Genomic DNA, 19,026 nt, shown 5'->3' on the forward strand with positions numbered 1-19,026 from the left:
GGAAGCGGTACCGGCGCGGCCCCGACGCTGACCGGAAGCGGTACCGGCGCGGACCGGAAGCGGCCCTGGCGCGGCGTCTACGCAGGCCGGCCGCTGCGCCGGCGCGGGGATACACCGTATTCGCGCCGAGACACCACCGTCCCCGTGGTGGTTCGGCGCGATTGTGGTGTATCCACGAGCAGGACCGAGGAAAACGCTTGCTGATTGAGGACGATGCGCGGGCCCGGGACGTAGACTCGGCGCTGTGAGCCAGCAGTCTGCGCCGACCCGAGGCGCCGCAACACTCCACGACGTGGCACGCGAGGCCGGCGTGTCTCTCGCTACCGCGTCGCGCGTCTTGAACGGTTCGACTCGCAAGGTCGCCGAGAGCTACCGAGAACGCGTCGAGGCGGCCGCCGAGAAGCTCGGCTACACCGCCAATCTCTCCGCTCAGGCGACCGCCCGCGGCACTGCCGCGATCGTCGCCCTGCTGGTCGCCGACATCGCCGACCCCTACTTCGCACAGCTCGCGTCCGGCGTCGCCCGCGGCGCCGATGAGGCGGGCCTGGTGGTCACGATCGCCATCACCGAACGCGACCCGCAGCGCGAGGTGCGGCTCGTCCGGGCTCTGCGCGGCCAGCGACCGCGCGGCCTGATCCTGGCGGCCTCCCGCACCGAAGGCGCCGACGCCGTGGGCCTGCAGAACGAGCTCGACGCCTTCACGGCGATGGGCGGACGCGTGGTGATGCTCGGGCCGAGCCCCGCCGACACGCGCTCCGTCGCGATCGACAACCGCTCGGGCGCGGCGGCGCTGGGCGCCGAGCTCGGCGGCCTCGGCTATCGCGATGCGGTGGTGGTCGCGGCATCCGAGGGGATCCGCACCTCCGACGACCGCCTCGCGGGATTCACGGAAGGCTTCACTGCTGCCGGCGGGACCGTTCGCGAGGTGCGCCGCGCGGGCTTCACCCGTGACGCCGGGTACGCCGCGGCGCAGGATCTTCTCGCGGGCGATCTTCCGGCGGGCACGCTGATCTTCGGCATCAGCGACGTCGTCGCGATCGGCATCATGTCGGCGATCCGGGATGCCGGCCGGCACGTCGGCGCGGACGTCGCGGTGGCCGGATTCGACGACATCTCGACCGGTCGCGACGTGCGCCCCGGCCTCACCACGGTGCGCGTCCCCCTCGAAGACCTCGGCTACCGCGCACTGCACGCGATGCTCGAACCGGAGTGGGATGCGACGCAGCCCTCCCTCCCCCTCGAGGTCATCGTGCGCGGCAGCACTCCGCCGCGCACCTGAGGCGCTGCGGGGCTCCGCCTCGGTTGGCTTACCGCCGCGCCGTGAACGGTGAGGCTGCCCGTTCGGCTATCCTGCGGATCGGCATCCCCGCCCGCTCGGGCGTTCCCAAACTCGTCATCCCTGCCGCTCGGCCTCCCACCCGCTGGTCTTCCCGGCCCGCTCGGTCTTCCCCACCGCTCGGCATTCCCCGCTCTCTGACCTTCCCCGCCGCCCGGCCGCCTGCCCGCCTGGCCTTCCCCGCCGCCCGGCCTCCTGCCCGCCTGGCCTTCCCCGCCGCCCGGCCGCCTGCCCGCCTGGCCTTCCCCGCCGCTCGGCCGCCTGCCCGCCTGGCCTTCCCCGCCGCTCGCCCGCCTGCCCGCCTGGCCTTCCCCGCCGCTCGGCCGCCTGCCCGCCTGGCCTTCCCCGCCGCTCGGTCTCCTGCCCGCCTGGCCTTCCCCGCCGCCCGGCCTCGCCCGCCCGCTGGCCGCCCCGCCCGCCCGGCTTCGCCCACGCACGCCGAGCCTGTGCGCGAGGCAACGGTCCGACGGCGCCGATCTCCGCCCGGCGGCGGCCGGGGAAACGTTTCCTCCGCGGTTAGGCTGAGCGCACACCCGACCGAAGGAGTGACGGATGCCTCGACCACCGAAGGGCGTGACGATCGCCGACGTCGCCGCCCGGGCCGGCGTCTCGCTCTCGACGGTCTCGCGCGCGCTCAACGGCAACCCGACGGTCGACCCCGTGCTCGCGGAGCGCGTGAAGGATGCCGCGGCCGCACTCGACTACACCGCCAGTCCGGTCGCCCGCAGCCTGGTGCTCGGCCGCACCCAGACCGTCGCGGTCGTCGTTCCCGACCTCGCGAACCCCACGTTCCAGGCGATCCTGCGCGGCCTCAGCCGCGCCGCGGCAGCCGACGACTATCACGTGCTCGTCGCAGACTCCGCCGAATCGATCGACGAGGAGCGCATCCTCGCCATCACCACGCGCCGCCGCACCGACGGCGTGATCCTGTGCGCGCCGCGCCTCGACCAGGCCGAGCTCGACCGCCTGGTCGGGGGGCTCCGCCCCGTCGTGCTCATCAACCGGTCCTCGGGCGAGGTCCCCACCGTCCGCGCGGACTATCGCGCGGCACTCGCGGCAGAGCTCGAGCACCTGCGCGCGCTCGGGCACCGCCGAATCGTGTTCCTCGCGGGCACCGCGCAGAGCGTCGCGAACGCCGCGCGCCTCGACGCGATCGGGGCCTTCCGCGCCGCTCACGCCGACACCGAGATCACCGAGATCCCCTGCGGCGTCGACTTCGACGCCGGTGCGTCAGCAGCGCCGGCGGTGCTCGCTTCGGGGGCGACCGCCTCGCTCGCGTTCAATGACCTGGTCGCGATGGGGCTTCTCAGCGCCGTGCAGGCGAGCGGATGCCGCGTGCCCGACGACCTCTCGATCGTCGGCTTCGACGACATCCCCTTCGCCAGCTATACGACCCCGCCGCTGACCACGGCGGCGGTGCCGGCGGGCGAGCTCGGCGCCCAGGCCTGGTCGCGCATGCGCGACCTTCTCGAGGGTGCCGAGGCGCGGCATCCGCTCCTGCTCCTGCCCCGGCTCACGGTGCGCGGCTCGACCGGACGCGCCCGCAGCTGACTCCGGCCCCGCATCTGGGCGAGCGCTTTCCCACCCTCCATGCTACCCTGAGAAAACGTTTCCTGAAGGAGTGAGATGAGCCACCGCCGGTACGCCCTCATCGGAGCGGGTCACCGCGCCCAGATGTACGTCGACGCGATCACCGGCCCGTACGCCGACGACGCGCGGCTCATCGCGATCTGCGAGCCGAACCCCGTGCGTGCGCAGTACTACGTCGACCGCATCGTCGCCGCCGGGCAGAGCGCTCCCGTGATCTACGCGCCGGACGATCTCGAGCGGATGATCCGCGAGCAGCGCATCGACCGCGTCGTGATCTGCGCGCGCGACGACCTGCACGCGCCCTTGATCGTCCGAGCGCTGGACGCGGGTGCCGACGTCGTGGTCGAGAAGCCGCTGACGATCGACGCCCCGAGCGCGGCGGCGATCGAGGACGCGATAGACCGCACCGGCGGCGAGGTCGTCATCACGTTCAACTACCGCTACTCCCCCCGCAACAGCGCTCTGCGCCAGGTCATCCAGGACGGCACCATCGGCGCGGTCACCTCGATCGACTTCTCCTGGGTGCTCGACACCACGCACGGCGCCGACTATTTCCGCCGCTGGCACCGCGAGAAGGTGCACTCCGGCGGCCTGCTGGTTCACAAGGCCAGCCACCACTTCGACCTGGTCAACTGGTGGATCCGCTCGACTCCGCGCCGCGTCTACGCGTCGGGCGCGCTGCGCTTCTACGGCGCCGCAAATGCCGCAGCCCGCGGCATCCGGGGCCGTCCTGCTCGCGGCACGCACGACGGCGGGGACCCGTTCGAGCTGGACCTGCGCGACGACGAGCGCCTGAAGGCCCTCTACCTCGATGCCGAACAGCACGACGGATACCTCCGCGACCGCGATGTGTTCGGCGAGGGCATCACGATCGAGGACAACCTCGCCCTCGTCGTCGACTACGCCTCGGGCGCGACGCTCAGCTATTCACTCAACGCGCACTCCCCGTGGGAGGGTTACCGCGTCGCCGTCAACGGCACCCTCGGTCGGGCAGAGCTCGAGGTGGTCGAGCGCGGCGCGGTCCTTGCCGACGAGGGGCTGCATCCGGTTCTCGATCCCAGCGCGGTCGACGCCGGCGCGTCGGGAGCACTGCGACCCGAAGGCGAGCGCCTCATCGTGCAGAAGCACTGGGAGGCCGCGTACGAGGTGCCGATCGAGAGCACCGGCGACGGGCACGGCGGCGGCGACGCACTGCTTCTCGCCGACGTGTTCGAAGGCTCCGGCGACGATCCGCTCTCCCGCCCCGCGGACTGGCGCGACGGCGTCCGCTCCATCTCCGTCGGCATCGCCGGCAACCGGTCGCTCGAAACCGGGCTTCCGGTGCGCATCGCCGACCTCGGCATCCGCTTCCTCGAAGCCGACAGCGCGGCCGACGCGGCGGCCGCTCGCCGATCATGAGCCGCATCGCCGTCACCGGCGGTGCAGGGCGCCTCGGCCGCACCCTCGTCGCGGGCCTCGCCCAGGCCGGGCACGAGCTGATCTCGCTCGACCGCGCCGTGTCCGATGCCCCCGAGCTGGCCGGCATCGCGCAGATCCCGGTCGACCTCACCGACGCGGATGCCGCGGCCGGCGCGATCTCGGATGCCCGCGCCGACGCGCTCATCCACCTCGCCGCGATCGCCGTGCCGTTCAGCGCACCCGAGGACGTCATCCTGCACACCAACGCCGCGCTCGCGCTGAACGTGCTGTCGGCCGGAGCCGGGGCCGGCGTGCCGAAGATCGTGACGGCCTCGAGCCCCACGGTCCTCGGCTACGGCGCGCCTCGGGGATGGCTGCCCGACCGCTTTCCGCTCGACGAGGAGACCGTGCCGCGGCCCTGGAACGCGTACGCGCTCTCCAAGCACCTCGCCGAGCAGACGATCGCGATGCTCGCACGCCAGACCGGCGACGCCACACGGTTCGCGGCGTTCCGCCCCTGCTACGTCATCGCCCCCGAGGAATGGGACGGCGCTCCGACGCAGCAGGGTCACACCGTGCGCGAGCGGCTCGCCGACCCGGCGCTGTCGGCGCCAGCCCTCTTCAACTACGTCGACGCACGCGATGTCGCGACCTTCGTCGACACGCTCCTCGAAGCCCTCCCCGACATCCCCAACGCCGAGGTCTTCTTCGTCGCAGCCGATGACGCGCTGGCGCGCCGCCCGCTCGCCGAGCTGCTGCCGCAGTTCGTGCCGGGCACCGATGCCCTCGCCGCCGGGCTCACCGGCACCGCACCGGCGTTCTCGAACGCCAAGGCGAGGCGCGTGCTCGGCTGGCGCCCCGCCCACTCCTGGCGCGGCGAGTTCGGCGAGGGCGGCGAAGCCGGCGGGCGCGGCGAGACCGGCGAACGCGACGGACGCGGCGAGACCGGCGAGCACCACGAGCATGGCGACCTCTCCCGCTCATCCGGCGGGCGAAGCGGGACGACACGCACGGACCCCGACCTCACGACCCCGCGAAAGGACGTGCTGGCGTGAACTTCGACGGCATCCTCTTCTTCCCCGTCACGCCGTTCGACGCGGACGGACGCATAGATGACGACGTGCTGCGCCGCCACATCCACGACACGCTCGCTCATTCCCCGGGCGGTGTCTTCCCGGCGTGCGGCACGGGCGAGTTCCATGCGCTCTCGGAGGGCGAAGCCGCGCATGTCGTGCGGATCGCGACCGAGACGGTCGCCGGCCGCGTGCCCGTTGTCGCCGGCACCGGCGGGCCGCTCGGCCACGCCACCGCGCTCGCGCGGGCCGCGTCCGACGCGGGTGCAGACGCGCTGCTCGTTCTGCCGCCATACCTCGTGGGGGGCCCGCAGGCCGGGCTCGTGGCCTACGTCGAGGCGGTGGCCGCGGCATCCGATCTTCCCGTCGTGATCTATCACCGCGGCAACGCCCAGTACTCGGTCGAGTCGGTGCGTCGTCTCGCGCAGAATCCCAAGGTCGTGGGCTTCAAGGACGGCGTCGGCGACATCGGCGTCGCGCAGCAGATCGTGCGCGCCGTGGCCGCGGAAGGGCGCGAGGACTTCGCGTTCTTCAACGGCCTGCTCACCGCCGAGCTCACGCAGGGCGCTTACCGGGGCATCGGCATTCCGCTCTATTCCTCCGCGGCGTTCGCGATGATCCCCGAGGTCGCGAACGCGTACTACCGCGCCTATGTCGCGGGCGACGAGGTGCGCCGGGGCGCCCTCCTCGACGGCTTCTATTCGCCGCTCGTGACGCTGCGCGACGAAACCCCGGGCTTCGGCGTCTCGCTCATCAAGGCGGGCCTGCGTCTCGGCGGTCTGCCGGTCGGCTCGGTGCGTGCCCCGCTGGTCGATCCGACGCCGGCGCAGCAGGCGCGCCTCGCCCAGATCCTCGAGGCGGGGCGAGCGCTGCTGTGATGACCGTCCCGTCGCCGGCCGGCGCGCCGTTCGGAGCATCCGGGCGCGCAGCGAGCGGTGCGGTGACGACCGTCCCCAGGCCCGCCGGCGCGACGCCCGGAGCCGTCACACACGACGGCACGACCGTCCCCACGCCCGCCGGCGCGACGCCCGGAGCCGTCACACACGACGGCACGACCGTCCCCACGCCCGCCGGCGCGACGCCCGGAGCCGTCACACACGAGGGCACGACCGTCCCCACGCCCGCCGGCGCGACGCCCGGAGCCGTCGCGCACGAGGGCACGACCTCCACGATTGCCGCGTTCGACGCGCGGCCGCTCCGCGTGCCCCTCACCCGCGCCTGGGGTGCCGAGGTGACGTCGGTCGGCGTGATCGCGACGCACGTGGTGCGCTCCGACGGCGCCGAGGGGTGGGGCTTCTCGTGGACGCCCCAGATCGGCGCCGAGGCGGTGCATGCCCTCCTCTCCCACGACATCGCGGCGTTCGCGACGGGCCGCACGGCCGACCCGGCATCGCTGTGGGGCGATGCCTGGCGGCACCTGCACGAGGCGGGCGGGGGCGGACTCACCACGATCGCGCTGGCCGGCCTGGATCTCGCGCTGTGAGATGCCGCGTCCCGCGCCGACGGCACGTCGCTGTCGGGCGTGCTCGGCGCACAGCGCGAGGAGGTGAAGGCATACGGCTCGGGCGTGAATCTGCACTACACGCAGGACGAGCTCGTCGCACAGGTACGGCGCTGGGTCGACGCGGGCTTCGACGCCGTGAAGGTGAAGGTGGGAAAGCCCGATGTCGCCGAGGACCTCGACCGCATGCGGGCGGTGCGCGAGGTGCTCGGCCCCGATCGCGCGCTCATGATCGACGCCAACCAGCGGTGGGACCTGGACCACGCGACCCGCTCGCTCGACGTGCTGGCCGAGATCGGACCGGCGTGGATCGAGGAGCCCCTCCGCGCCGACGACCTGTACGGGCACGGCGAGCTCGCCAAGCGCCTCGCCGCGTCGAGCGCGATCCCGATCGCGGTCGGCGAGAACCTGCACACCACCTTCCGCTTCGACGACTTCCTCCGCACCGGCGCCGCGCAGATCGTGCAGCCCAACATCGTGCGGGTGGGCGGAATCACGCCCTTCCTCGGCATCGCGGCCGTCGCCGCCCACCACGGCGCCGCCCTGCACCCGCACCTGCTGCCCGAGCTGTCGGGCCAGCTCGCCCGGTGCCTCCCCTCCGTTCCAGGCATCGCAGCACCCCTGGTCGAGGAGGTCGAGGACGCCGGTTTCGGTGCCCTCGGCGCCCTCCGAGACCCCTCCCCCGTGCGCATCACCGCGGGAACCCTGACCGAGCTCGACCACGTCGGCCTCGGCATCCGCTTCTCTTGATCGCATCCACCCCGTCGAAAGTGCACAGAATGTCCCAGAGAACCGCCTTCCAGCAGCACTTCGCGCACTCTCGGCCGACGTCGACGTCGACGGCCGAGCTCGATGCCCTCGCGGCGGCGGCGGCCACGGCTGCCCCGGTATGGCGGGCGGCGGATGCTGCGACCCGCGCCTCATGGCTGCGTGCGGCCGCCGATGCCCTCGACGCCCACATCGACGAGCTGGTCGCGATCGCCGATGAAGAGACGCGACTGGGCGAGACGCGGCTGCGCGGCGAGGTCGGACGCACCAGCGGACAGCTGCGCCTGTTCGCGGCCGTCGTCGAAGAGGGGTCGTACCTCGAACTCACGATCGACGACGCCGATCCTTCCGCGACCCCGCCGCGCCCCGAACTGCGTCGCACGCTCACCGGCGTCGGCCCGGTCGCGGTGTTCGCGGCGTCGAACTTCCCCTTCGCGTTCTCGGTCGCCGGCGGCGACACCGCATCGGCTCTCGCCGCCGGAAACCCCGTCATCGTCAAGGCACATTCGGGCCATCCACGACTCTCGGAGCGCACCGCGGCGATCGTCGCCTCGGCTCTCGTCGAGGCGGGCGCTCCCGAGGGATCGCTCGGGCTCGTGGTGGGTCGCGAGGCCGGCAACGCGCTCGTGCAGCACCCGACGATCCAGGCCGCCGGCTTCACGGGCTCGCTCGGCGGGGGGCGCGCGTTGTTCGATCTCGCGAACGGTCGCCCCGACCCCATCCCCTTCTACGGCGAGCTGGGCTCGGTCAATCCCGTCGTGATCACCGCGGCCGCCGTCGCCGCGCGCGGCGAGGCGCTCGCCCAGGGCCTGGTCGGATCATTCACGCTCGGCGTCGGGCAATTCTGCACCAAGCCCGGCGTCGTGTTCGTCCCCGCGGGCGCGGGGTTCGAGGACCTCGTCGCCGGCTTCGCCACGGGCAGCGCGGGCGGACCGCTGCTCACCGATCGCATCACCGAGGCGTTCCCCTCCGGCATCGCGCACCTCGAGGCCGACCCGTCGGTGACGGCGCTCGCGCGGGGCCTTCCCGCCGCGGACGGCGCCGCCCGGCCGGTGGTGCTGACGACGGATGCCGCTGCCGTCGCCGCCCGCCCCACGGCACTGCTCGAAGAGTGCTTCGGCCCGGTCACCCTGCTCGTGCGGTACTCGACGCCGGCAGAGCTGGTCGCCGCGCTCGAGGCGGTCCCGGGCTCGCTCACCGGGACACTGCACTCCGAGACGGGCGACGACGTCGATGCCGTGCTCGCGGTACTGGAGCGCAAGGTCGGTCGCGTGCTCTTCGCCGGCTGGCCGACCGGTGTCGCCGTGACCTGGTCGCAGCACCACGGCGGCCCCTGGCCGGCGACGACCTCGTTGCACACCTCGGTCGGGGCGACCGCGATCCGCCGGTTCCTGCGCCCGGTGGTGTTCCAGGATGCCCCCGCGCACCTGCTGCCCGCGGTGCTTCGCGACGAGGCGCTCGCGACGCTGCCACACCGCCGCAACGGGGTGCTGCGGCTGCCGTAGGGCACCTCGGCTCGACCGGGTGGACGTTTGCGTCGGCGGGGGCGGTCCGGCGCCGCGCGACCCGCGCTCCCCACGCCCCCTGCCCCCTGCCCCCGCACCCTCCGCCCCGGGGCGGGTCCCGCACCGCGGGGCGGGAAACTCACGCCCCCGCGTGCCGCAAGCACCCCGGGGCGGATCCCGCACCGCGGGGCGGAAAACTCACACCCCAGGCCCCGCACCCTCCGCCCGGGGCGGATCCCGCACCGCGGGGCGGGAAACTCACGCCCCCGCGTGCCGCAAGCGCCCCGGGGCGGAATCTGCACCCACGAATGCGACCACGCTCGGTCCGGCGCGACCGGTACAACCGAACACTCGACGTGCCCGAAGACCCGACACTCCCCGAACCCGACATCCGTACCCGCGCTCCCCACACCCCAGGCCCCGCACCCTCCACCCCGGGGCGGATCCCGCACCGCGGGGCGGGAAACTCACGCCCCCGCGTGCCGCAAGCACCCCGGGGCGGATCCCGCACCGAGGGGCGGGAAACTCACGCCCCCGCGTGCCGCAAGCACCCCGGGGCGGAATCTGCACCCCGCCTGCAGATCGACTCGGACCGCGCGGCGCTCTCAGACCAGAGTGCGCGCGAGCACGGCGCCGGCCTCGGCGAGCCACCGCGCGGGGTCCGACATCGCCGCCTCGCCCGAACCCGCCAGGTGCGTGAGCGACACGGTCCCGGCGAAATCCGCGGCGTCCGCGTCCGCGGTGATGCGTCCGGCGACGAGCGCGACGGGAATCCCCGCCGCGCCCGCGATGGCGGCGACGTACGCGGGAACCTTGCCCCCCGCCGACTGACCGTCGTACGAGCCTTCGCCGGTCACGACCACGGATGCCGTGGCCACGGCCTCCGCGAGACCCACGAGCTCCGCCACCGCGCCCGACCCGGGTACGAGATCTGCGCCCCACGCCAGCAGGCCGAACCCGGTGCCTCCCGCGGCACCCGCGCCCGGGGCATCCGAGTCGGCGTCGATCAGTCCGGCGAATCGTGCGAGACCGGCGTCGAGGGCGGCGACATCGTCCGGGCCGGCTCCCTTCTGCGGACCGAAGACGGCCGCAGCTCCGCGCGCACCGAGCAGTGGATTGGTCACGTCGGTCAGCACGGCGATCCCGCCCGTCGGCAGGGGCGGGAGCCCCGAAAGGTCGGCCCCGGCGATGGTGGCGAGGCCGCGTCCGCCGCCCGTGATCGGGTGGCCCGCGGCATCCGTGAATCGTGCGCCGAGCGCGGCGAGCATGCCGGTGCCACCGTCGGTCGATGCGCTCGAACCGATAGCGAGCACGAGCCGTGAGACGCCGTGCGCGAGCGCGGCGGCGATCGCTTCGCCGAACCCGCGGGTGTGTGCGTCGAGCGGCCGCAGGCGCGGCGGCGAGCCGAGCAGTTCGATCCCGCTCGTGTTGGCGAGTTCGACGACGCCCGTTCCGTCGGGTGCGGCATCCGTCGCGGGAAGGAGGACCCAGGATGCCTCGACCGGCGACCCCTCGGGACCGGTCACCGTCACAGCCATGCGGCGGGCCTTGCGAACCGCCGTCGCGAATGCATCGACGGTGCCTTCGCCGCCGTCCGCCATGGGAAGCAGCCGGAGCGCGTCGTGCGGCCTCACGCGGTGCCAGCCCGCGGCGAGCGCCTCGGCGGCCGCGGCGGCGCCGATCGTGCCCTTGAACGAGTCGGGGGCGATCACGACGGTGTGCACCATGCCGATATTCTCCTCGGTCGCGCGCTGCCGGCCGGTTCGAGCGTCGAGTAGCGCGGAAAGCGTTATCCTATGCACCATGGTAGCGATGAACTCACCGCATCCCCATTCCTCAGCCCGTGCCACGGCTGCGCCTCGCGCCGTGATCGCCAGCGGAGCCGGTCGCTACGCGGACCCGTGGCATCCGTACGCTGCGACCTCCACCCGCCTCGCCGACATCCTGCGCGGCGACGGCTGGCACGTCGAGGTCATCGACGATCCCGACTGCGCCCTCGCCTCGCTCGAAGGTGCCCAGCTGCTCGTCGTGAACGCCGGCGACCCGTGGCGGGGCGACAACACCACGCGCGGCATCGACCCGGCCGCCGAGAGCGGGTTGGATGCCGCGCTCGACCGCGGGATCGGAGTGATCGCGACGCACAGCGCCCTGTCGAGCCTGCGCGACTACCCGTCCTGGCGCGCGGCGATCGGCGGCGAATGGGAGGAAGGACGCTCCTGGCACCCCGAGATCGGCGACGCGACGGTGCGAGTGGTGGATCCGGAGCGGTCCCTCGTGGGCGAGGACTTCACCATCTTCGACGAGCGCTATACCGACCTCGTCGTCGACTCCGGAGTCTCCGTTCTCGCCGTGCACGACCTCGACGGCGTCGCGCATCCCGTGGTGTGGACGAACGAGACGCGTCCGGGCACACGCCTCGTGCGGTCCGTCGTCAGCGCCCTCGGCCACGACGCGCGGGCGTATGACTCAGCCGGGCTCCGCGCCCTGCTCGCCCGCGCCGCACGCTGGGCCGGCGGCGTCGAGGACTGAGCAGGCACACGCTCGGCGCTCAGCGCGGGACGGCGGTGCTCGCGCGCACGACGAGCGTCGTGGGGACGAGTTCGAATCCCGGATCCCCGTCCTCGATGCCTGCCACCAGCGTCGCGACGGCGAGCTCGCCCAGCCGGTCGAAGTCCTGCCGCACGGTGGTGAGCGGCGGGCGGTAGTCCGCGGCATCCGCGATATCGTCGAAGCCCACGACGCTCACCGCACCCGGCACATCGTGGCCGGCGTCAGTGAGCGCGCGGATCGCGCCGAGCGCCATCTGATCGTTGGCCGCGAACACCGCGGTCACATGCCGATCCGCGAGCGCGAGCAGCGCGCGATGACCGGATGCCGCAGTCCAGTCCCCGCGCAGAGGTTCCGGCGCCGGGAGCCTGGCGCCGACGAGGGCTTCGCGCCAGCCCCGCTCGCGCTCCTCCGCGGCGAACGAGCCGATCGGACCCGCCAGGTGGAGGATCGCACGATGCCCCAGCGCAAGCAGATGGTCGGTGGCAGCCCTGGCCCCACCGGCATGATCGGACTGCACGCCGCCCCTGCGGCCGAGGCCGGGGCCGGAGCCCGCATCGCGGGCAGCGGCAGCTCGGGTTCCCGAAGGCCCAGCTCCGGCGGGCCCAGTATCCGCCTGCCCCACACCGGCAGACCCCACACCGGCAGACCCCACACCGGCAGACCCCACACCGGCAGACCCGGCACCAGCATCCGACGCGACCTTCGACCCCCCGCCCCGCGTGAGCGGTGCGTCGACGGCGACGATCGAGAGGCCACGAGGAGCTGGGGCGTCCAAGGCGAGGGCGGTGGCCTCATTGAGGACGATGACTCCGTCGACGCCCTGCTCACTCAGCCGCTCGAATGCAGGAGCGGCGTCCGTACCGGCGCCGAGCGTGACGACGGTGAGCGCATAGCCGCGCGAGGCCGCAGCATCCGCCACCGCTTGCAGCATGCGGGAGTTGCCCACCGAGGCGAGGGTCGACACGACGAGCCCGATCGTCTGGGTGCGGCCGGTGCGCAGGGCCCGGGCCGCGCGGTGGGGGCGGTATCCGAGGTCGGCCATGGCGGCTTCGACGCGGGCGCGGGTCGCGGGGTCGACGCGAGGACTGGCGTTGACCACGCGCGACACCGTCTGCCCCGACACTCCGGCGCGAGCGGCGACATCGGCCATCGAGACCCGGTGCCCGTCGCCACGCTCACGCGGTGCGGGTGCGGGTGCGGGACGGGAGTTCGCGCTCGCGCGAGAGCCTGCCGGCTCGCGAACACCGGTGCGGTCCTCGAAGCTGAGTTCCATGCACTCCCTCTCCTGCGCGGGCGGGTCACCGTTCAGGACGACCGCGCCATGTTGACGATAACACAGTGGGTCTAGTACCGTGTTGACGTGAACACACCTGAGTTCGGGACGCCACACACCGAAGCCCAGACCCTCGGCGCCGGCGTCGTGAAGCGCGCGACGCGCCTGGCCGACGGCCGCGAGCTGATCTACTTCGACGACCCCGGCACGACGCTCGGGCCCGACCGCGCGATCGACGCCCGCGACCTCGCCCCTCGCCCCGAGACGGCGACCATGCGGCGAGACGTGCTCTCCGGCGACTGGGTGTCGGTGGCCGCGGCACGGCAGAACCGCGCGTTCCTGCCCCCGGCCGAACTCGACCCCCTCGCCCCGCAGACTCCGTCCAACCCGTCCGAGATCCCCTCGCTGTACGACGTAGCGGTGTTCGAGAACAAGTCCCCGTCGTTCGGCCCCGCACTCGCCGCCGCACACGGCGCCACCCCCGCACACGGAGATGCACCCGCAGGTGTCGACGCACCCCGGGATCTGGACGACCTCGATGCCCCCGGGCTCGGCCGCACCCGCACGAGCGTCGGCCGCTGCGAGGTGGTGTGCTTCAGTCCCGAGCACGCCGGGTCGTTCGGCTCGCTCACACCGACCCGCGCGCGCACCGTCATCGAGGCGTGGGCGGACCGCACCGCCGCGCTGTCCGCCCTCCCCGGTGTCGAGCAGGTCTTCCCGTTCGAGAACCGCGGCGAGGCGATCGGCGTCACGCTCCCCCACCCGCACGGCCAGATCTACGCCTATCCGTACATCACGCCGCGTACCACGGGCCTGCTGGCGTCGATCGATCGTGAGGGACCCGACCTCTTCGAGCGCATCCTCGAGTTCGAGCGCGCCGGCGAGCGCGTGATTCTCACCGGCGAGCACTGGACGGCGTTCGTGCCCTTCGCCGCGCGCTGGCCCATCGAGATCCACCTGCTGCCGCACCGGCACGTCGCCGACTTCTCCGAGACGACGGATGCCGAGCGCGACGAGCTCGCCCCGCTCTACCTGCGCCTGCTCCGCGGTGTCGACGCGCTCTACGACACCCCGACCCCGTACATCGCGGCGTGGCATCAGGCGCCCGTGAACCGCGGTCGCGCCACCGTCCGGCTGCACCTGCAGCTGACGTCGCCGCGCCGCGCCGCCGACAAGCTCAAGTTCCTCGCCGGCTCCGAGGCCGCCATGGGCGCCTGGATCGGCGATGTCCCGCCCGAGACCGCCGCCGCACGCCTGCGCGAAGCCGTCGCATCGATCCCCGAGGAGACCCTGTGACCAATGACCACCGCGCCGCCGCGGGCCCGACCACGAACGCTTCCCCCACCGCCGACGCTTCCCCCACCGCCGACGCTGCCCGCGCCCTGTTCGTCGAGCGCTTCGGCGCCGAGCCCATCGGCACATGGTCCGCGCCCGGCCGCGTGAACCTCATCGGCGAGCACACCGACTACAACGACGGCTTCGTGCTGCCGTTCGCGATCCAGCACCGCACCCACGTCGCGCTCGGAACGCGCCGCGACGGCCGCATCCGGGTCGCCTCGCGGTTCGCCGGCTCGCCCGAACACGACGCTGTGGTCGAGGTCTCGCTCGCCGACCTCGACGCCCTCTTCCCCGAGCGCCGCGACGAGATCCCCGAGTGGGCCCGCTATCCCCTGGGCGTCGCCTGGGCGGTGCTCCAAGCCTCCGGAACCGATCCCGCCGCCGCCACGGGCGTCGACCTCGCCTTCGCGTCCGACGTCCCGGTCGGCGCCGGCCTGTCGTCCTCCGCCGCGATCGAGGGTGCGACGGCGGTCGCACTCGCCGAGACGTGGAGCCTCGCCTCCACCACCTCTTCCCTCGCTGAAGGCGCATCGGGCGGAGCCGCCGACCGCACGCGCCCACTCGACCGCGTTCTGCTCGCGAAAGCGGGACGGCGTGCCGAGAACGAGGCTGTCGGCGCCCCCACCGGGATCATGGACCAGATGGCGTCGATGCTCGGCCGCGCTGACGCGGCGATCTTCCTCGACTGCCGCTCGCTCGATGCCGAGATCGTCGACCTCGGATTCGATACGGCGAACCTCGAGCTCGTCGTCATCGACACCGGCGTGAAGCACTCGCACGCGACCGGCGGCTACGGCGAGCGGCGCGCGGCCTGCGAGCGCGGCGCGGCGGCGCTGGGAGTGCCCGCGCTGCGGGATGTGTCAGTGGCAGACCTCGACCGGCTCTCGACGCTCGTGGATGACGTCACCTTCCGCCGCGTCCGTCACGTCGTCACCGAGAACCAGCGTGTGCTCGACACCGTACGGACACTCCGCGAGCACGGCCCGACCGCGATCGGCGAGCTCCTCGTCGCCTCGCACGCGTCGATGCGTGACGACTTCGAGATCTCGGTCCCCGAGCTCGACACCGCGGTCGACGCAGCACTCGCAGCCGGCGCCGTCGGTGCCCGTATGACCGGCGGCGGCTTCGGCGGCGCGGCGATCGCCCTCGTCGCGCGCGACCGCGTCTCGCAGGTGACGGACGCCGCGACCGCCGCCTTCGCGGCATCCGGGTTCGCGGCACCCACGATCTTCACCGTCACGCCGTCTGCGGGTGCCGCCCGCGACGCGTGAATTCCGCGTAAACGCTGCGTCGACCGGGCACAAGCCCCTGGCGGGCGCGGATGCCCCGGCTTAGCGTGGAGCGAGCCGTGGGCCCCCGCCCCGAGGCTCCGCACAGCGCGGAGCGAGGCATGAAGGGGACGGGAAGATCCGTCCGCGGCCGGAAGGAGCGAACGTGGCGCACATCACCGTCGGCACCGAGAACTCGGTCGACATCGATCTCTACTACACCGACCAGGGTCCGATCACCGAGGGCGAGGGAGGCGGCCGGCCGGTCGTGCTGATCCATGGCTTCCCTCTCAACGGCGAATCCTGGGCGAAGCAGCAGGCGGCCCTCCTGGATGCCGGCTACCGCGTGATCGCATACGACCGGCGCGGCTTCGGCGCTTCGACGAAGGCCGGCGCGGGATACGACTACGACACGTTCGCCGCCGACCTGCACGCTCTCATGGAAGACCTCGACCTGTATGACGCGGTGCTCGTGGGCTTCTCGATGGGCACGGGCGAGGTCGCACGGTATCTCTCTCGCTACGGCAGCCGACGTGTCGCGAAGGCGGCCTTCCTCGGCTCGCTGGAGCCTTTCCTGCTGAAGACCGACGACAACCCCGACGGCGCCGGCCCGCAGGCGTTCTTCGACGGCATCGCCCAGTCGGTGCGCGAGGACCGCTATGCGTTCATCGCCGGGTTCTTCAAGGACTTCTACAACCTCGACGACACGCTCGGCTCGCGGATCTCGCAGGAGGCGCTCGAGGGCAGCGTGCAGGTCGCCAACCAGGCGGGAAACGCCGCGATCGCGGCCGCTCCGCTGACCTGGCCGACGGACTTCCGCGCCGACATCCCCGCCATCGACGTACCCGCACTGATCCTGCACGGCACGGCCGACAACATCCTGCCGATCGACGCCACCGCGCGCCGGTTCCGCGAACTGCTGCCCGAGGCGACGTACGTCGAGCTCGAAGGCGCCCCGCACGGGATGCTGTGGACGCACGGCGACGAGGTCAACGAGACGCTGCTCGCGTTCCTGCGCGCCTGATCGCGAACGACGGATGCCCCGGCGAAGACTTCGCCGGGGCATCCGTCGTTCGATTCAGCCCTGCGTCGGGGCGTTCGCCATCGCGATGAGACCGTCGATCATCTCGGGGGTGATCGCGCCGTCCGCCTCGCCCGCGGCGAACATGCCGGCGCGTCCGATCGGGAACGACGTCATCATCTGCGAGGCGTCGGCACCCTCGGGCATGATCGCGTCGAGACCCTCCATGCCGCTCATCATCTGCGCGATCGCGGCCTGCACGATCTCGCCGACGACGGGGTGCGCCATGACTTCGCCGATCGACGACGTGCGCGAGAGCGGCAGGACGATCGGGTCGCCATCGACGGCGACGACGACCGACGAGCGGATGTCGCGGCTCGACGACGCGACATCGACCGCGTAGTCGCCGCCTTCGACGACCCACGCGTCCACGCGGATGTCCCAGTAGGCGAGGTCCTTGCGGCGCACCGTCAGCGAGACCTCGCGCGTCTCACCCGCGGCGAGCGCGATCGACGCGAACGCCTTGAGTTCGCGCTCGGGGCGCTGCACCTCGCCGCCCGGGAGCGACGTGTACACCTGCACGACCTCGCGGCCGGACCGCTCGCCGGTGTTCGTCACCGCGACCCGCACGACGAGGTCGCCGTCGGCGTTGACCGCAGCCGCGGCATCCCCGTACGCGAACGTCGTGTACGACAGGCCGTGCCCGAACGGGAACGCGACCCGCATGCGGCGCGCGTCGTACCAGCGGTAGCCGACGAACAGGCCCTCGCCGTAACGGGTGTGCGAGAACTCACCCGGGAAGTCGAGGTACGCCGGGGTGTCCTCCAGCCGCAGCGGGATCGTCTCGGTGAGCTTCGCCGACGGGTTCACGTCGCCGAACAGCACGTCGGCGGTCGCGCCGCCGCCGGCCTGGCCCAAGAGCCAGCCCTCGAGGATCGCCGGCACACGGTCCGCGAACGGCAGCGCGACGACGCCGCCGTTCGAGAGGACGACGACGGCGTTCGGGTTGACCGCGAGCACGGCGTCCATGAGCGCGAGCTGCTCGGCCGGCAGGTCGATGTCGGTGCGGTCGAAGCCCTCCGACTCCAGCCGAGCGGGCAGTCCCAGGAACACGACGGCAACGTCGGCAGCGGATGCCGCGGCCACCGCTTCGCCCCGGAGCGCCGCGGTCTCGTCGTCCGAGACGCCGGGTGCGACGCTGAAGCCCTTCGCGTAGGCGATCTCCCCCATCGCCAGCGCACGGATCTCGTCGAGCGCGGTGTCGAGGCGGGTCGGGTTGATCATCGACGAACCGGCGCCCTGATAGCGCGGCTTCTCGGCGAATTCGCCGATGACCGCGATCTTCGCGTCCTTCGCGAGAGGCAGGGCACCGTCGTCGTTCTTGAGGAGCACGATCGAACGGCCCGCCGCCTCGCGCGCGAGCGCGTGGTGGGCGTCGATGTCGAGCGGGCCGCTCACCGCGCCGGCCCCGTCGGTGGACTTGCGCACGAGGTCGAGCACGCGGCCCGCGGCGACGTCCACGACGGATTCGTCGAGCGAGCCGTCCTGCACAGCCGCGACGATCTGCGCATCGGTGAGCCCGTTGGACGACGGCATCTCGAGGTCCATCCCCGCCGCGAGCCCGGCGACGCGCTCGTTGACGGCGCCCCAGTCCGAGACCACGAGACCCTCGAAGCCCCACTCGTCGCGCAGCACCTGCGTGAGAAGCCACGGGTCCTCCGACGTGTAGACGCCGTTGAGCCGGTTGTACGAGCACATGACCGTCCAGGGCTGGGCATCCTCGACCACGCGCTGGAAGCCGCGCAGGTAGATCTCGCGCAGCGCCCGCGGATCGACGTCCGAAGAGGACCGCATGCGGTCGTTCTCCTGGTTGTTGGCGGCGAAGTGCTTGAGCGACGTGCCGACGCCCTTCGACTGGATGCCCGCCACGATCGCCGCGCCCAGTGCCCCCGAGACGATCGGGTCCTCCGAGAGGTACTCGAAGTTGCGACCGCACAGGGGCGATCGTTTGATGTTGATGCCGGGGCCGAGGAGCACGGCGACGTTCTCGATCGAGGTCTCGGTGCCGAGGGCCTCGCCCACGCGGTGGACGAGATCCACGTCCCACGACGAGCCGAGACCGACCGCGGGCGGGAAGCAGGTGGCGGGCACGCTGTCGCCGAGACCCAGGTGGTCGCCGCCCTCGCGCTGCTTGCGAAGTCCGTGGGGGCCGTCGGTCACCATGATCGCGGGAACGCCCGCGCGCTCGATCGCCTTGGTGTACCAGAAGCTCGCGCCGCTGGTGAGCGACGCCTTCTCTTCGAGGGTGAGTTCCGCGACATCGGGGATGGTCATGGGCTTCTTTCGATCGAGGGATGAATCACGAGATCGCTCGGCGGCGAGCGATTCGAGAAAACCTTATGTCA

The 19,026-nt window shown here is 72.7% G+C and carries 15 protein-coding genes; 12 read left to right on the forward strand and 3 right to left on the reverse strand.

Annotated elements, in window-relative coordinates:
- The first annotated feature begins 244 nt into the window (after positions 1-244).
- From KEC57_RS05470 to KEC57_RS05500, 8 genes are all read left to right on the forward strand, one after another.
- A complete protein-coding gene (locus KEC57_RS05470; protein WP_229383505.1) occupies positions 245-1,279 on the forward strand; it encodes a LacI family DNA-binding transcriptional regulator in 1,035 nt (344 codons plus the stop codon).
- 609 nt (positions 1,280-1,888) lie between these two features.
- A complete protein-coding gene (locus KEC57_RS05475) occupies positions 1,889-2,887 on the forward strand; it encodes a LacI family DNA-binding transcriptional regulator (RefSeq protein WP_229383506.1) in 999 nt (332 codons plus the stop codon).
- A 75-nt stretch (positions 2,888-2,962) separates the two neighbouring features.
- On the forward strand, positions 2,963-4,324 hold the full coding sequence (locus KEC57_RS05480; protein ID WP_229383507.1) for a Gfo/Idh/MocA family protein: 1,362 nt from the start codon (positions 2,963-2,965) through the stop codon (positions 4,322-4,324).
- A complete protein-coding gene (locus KEC57_RS05485; protein ID WP_229383508.1) occupies positions 4,321-5,379 on the forward strand; it encodes an NAD-dependent epimerase/dehydratase family protein in 1,059 nt (352 codons plus the stop codon). Before KEC57_RS05480 ends, KEC57_RS05485 begins: the two co-directional genes overlap by 4 nt.
- A complete protein-coding gene (locus KEC57_RS05490) occupies positions 5,376-6,275 on the forward strand; it encodes a 5-dehydro-4-deoxyglucarate dehydratase (protein WP_229383509.1) in 900 nt (299 codons plus the stop codon). The genes KEC57_RS05485 and KEC57_RS05490 overlap by 4 nt, the downstream gene beginning before the upstream one ends.
- Positions 6,275-6,880 (forward strand): hypothetical protein, encoded by a 606-nt coding sequence (locus KEC57_RS19070; protein WP_308187571.1) that lies wholly within the window; start codon positions 6,275-6,277, stop codon positions 6,878-6,880. Before KEC57_RS05490 ends, KEC57_RS19070 begins: the two co-directional genes overlap by 1 nt.
- Positions 6,881-6,919: 39 nt before the next feature.
- Positions 6,920-7,648 (forward strand): enolase C-terminal domain-like protein, encoded by a 729-nt coding sequence (locus KEC57_RS05495; protein ID WP_308187572.1) that lies wholly within the window; start codon positions 6,920-6,922, stop codon positions 7,646-7,648.
- 29 nt (positions 7,649-7,677) lie between these two features.
- Positions 7,678-9,171 (forward strand): aldehyde dehydrogenase (NADP(+)), encoded by a 1,494-nt coding sequence (locus tag KEC57_RS05500; protein ID WP_229383510.1) that lies wholly within the window; start codon positions 7,678-7,680, stop codon positions 9,169-9,171.
- A 605-nt stretch (positions 9,172-9,776) separates the two neighbouring features.
- Here KEC57_RS05500 and KEC57_RS05505 read toward each other — a convergent pair.
- Positions 9,777-10,898 (reverse strand): glycerate kinase, encoded by a 1,122-nt coding sequence (locus KEC57_RS05505; protein ID WP_229383511.1) that lies wholly within the window; start codon positions 10,896-10,898, stop codon positions 9,777-9,779.
- Positions 10,899-10,983: 85 nt separating this feature from the next.
- On the opposite strand from KEC57_RS05505, the gene KEC57_RS05510 reads away from it, so the two are divergent.
- Positions 10,984-11,700, forward strand: coding sequence for a ThuA domain-containing protein (locus tag KEC57_RS05510; RefSeq protein ID WP_229383512.1), 717 nt, complete (start codon positions 10,984-10,986; stop codon positions 11,698-11,700).
- Positions 11,701-11,719: 19 nt separating this feature from the next.
- Here the strand turns inward: KEC57_RS05510 and KEC57_RS05515 are convergent, their stop codons facing one another.
- Positions 11,720-12,871, reverse strand: a complete 1,152-nt coding sequence (locus tag KEC57_RS05515; RefSeq protein ID WP_229383702.1) for a LacI family DNA-binding transcriptional regulator — start codon at positions 12,869-12,871, stop codon at positions 11,720-11,722.
- Between the two features lie 210 nt (positions 12,872-13,081).
- Between KEC57_RS05515 and galT the strand changes: the two genes are divergently transcribed.
- The 3 genes from galT to KEC57_RS05530 all read left to right on the forward strand — a co-directional run bounded on the left by galT (position 13,082) and on the right by KEC57_RS05530 (position 16,624).
- The gene (gene galT / locus KEC57_RS05520; RefSeq protein WP_229383513.1) at positions 13,082-14,290 is read left to right on the forward strand and encodes a galactose-1-phosphate uridylyltransferase; all 1,209 of its coding nucleotides are present in this window, start codon (positions 13,082-13,084) and stop codon (positions 14,288-14,290) included.
- A gap of 86 nt (positions 14,291-14,376) precedes the next feature.
- The gene (galK, locus tag KEC57_RS05525; protein ID WP_229383703.1) at positions 14,377-15,603 is read left to right on the forward strand and encodes a galactokinase; all 1,227 of its coding nucleotides are present in this window, start codon (positions 14,377-14,379) and stop codon (positions 15,601-15,603) included.
- 163 nt (positions 15,604-15,766) lie between these two features.
- Entirely contained in the window at positions 15,767-16,624 is an 858-nt protein-coding gene (locus tag KEC57_RS05530; RefSeq protein ID WP_229383514.1) for an alpha/beta fold hydrolase, read from the forward strand.
- Between the two features lie 54 nt (positions 16,625-16,678).
- Here the strand turns inward: KEC57_RS05530 and KEC57_RS05535 are convergent, their stop codons facing one another.
- Positions 16,679-18,955, reverse strand: a complete 2,277-nt coding sequence (locus tag KEC57_RS05535; RefSeq protein ID WP_229383515.1) for a glycoside hydrolase family 3 C-terminal domain-containing protein — start codon at positions 18,953-18,955, stop codon at positions 16,679-16,681.
- Positions 18,956-19,026 lie beyond the last annotated feature (71 nt).

Source organism: Microbacterium allomyrinae, assembly GCF_020682705.1.
GTDB lineage: Bacteria > Actinomycetota > Actinomycetes > Actinomycetales > Microbacteriaceae > Microbacterium > Microbacterium allomyrinae.

What these genes read in the sequence shown, in the direction of transcription:
- KEC57_RS05510 (WP_229383512.1), top strand. Translation starts at nt 10,984, where the DNA reads ATGAACTCACCGCATCCCCATTCCTCAGCCCGTGCCACGGCTGCGCCT.
- KEC57_RS05535 (WP_229383515.1), bottom strand. Translation starts at nt 18,955, where the DNA reads ATGACCATCCCCGATGTCGCGGAACTCACCCTCGAAGAGAAGGCGTCG.
- KEC57_RS05480 (WP_229383507.1), top strand. Translation starts at nt 2,963, where the DNA reads ATGAGCCACCGCCGGTACGCCCTCATCGGAGCGGGTCACCGCGCCCAG.
- KEC57_RS05500 (WP_229383510.1), top strand. Translation starts at nt 7,678, where the DNA reads ATGTCCCAGAGAACCGCCTTCCAGCAGCACTTCGCGCACTCTCGGCCG.
- KEC57_RS19070 (WP_308187571.1), top strand. Translation starts at nt 6,275, where the DNA reads ATGACCGTCCCGTCGCCGGCCGGCGCGCCGTTCGGAGCATCCGGGCGC.
- KEC57_RS05475 (WP_229383506.1), top strand. Translation starts at nt 1,889, where the DNA reads ATGCCTCGACCACCGAAGGGCGTGACGATCGCCGACGTCGCCGCCCGG.
- KEC57_RS05505 (WP_229383511.1), bottom strand. Translation starts at nt 10,898, where the DNA reads ATGGTGCACACCGTCGTGATCGCCCCCGACTCGTTCAAGGGCACGATC.
- KEC57_RS05485 (WP_229383508.1), top strand. Translation starts at nt 4,321, where the DNA reads ATGAGCCGCATCGCCGTCACCGGCGGTGCAGGGCGCCTCGGCCGCACC.
- KEC57_RS05515 (WP_229383702.1), bottom strand. Translation starts at nt 12,871, where the DNA reads ATGGCCGATGTCGCCGCTCGCGCCGGAGTGTCGGGGCAGACGGTGTCG.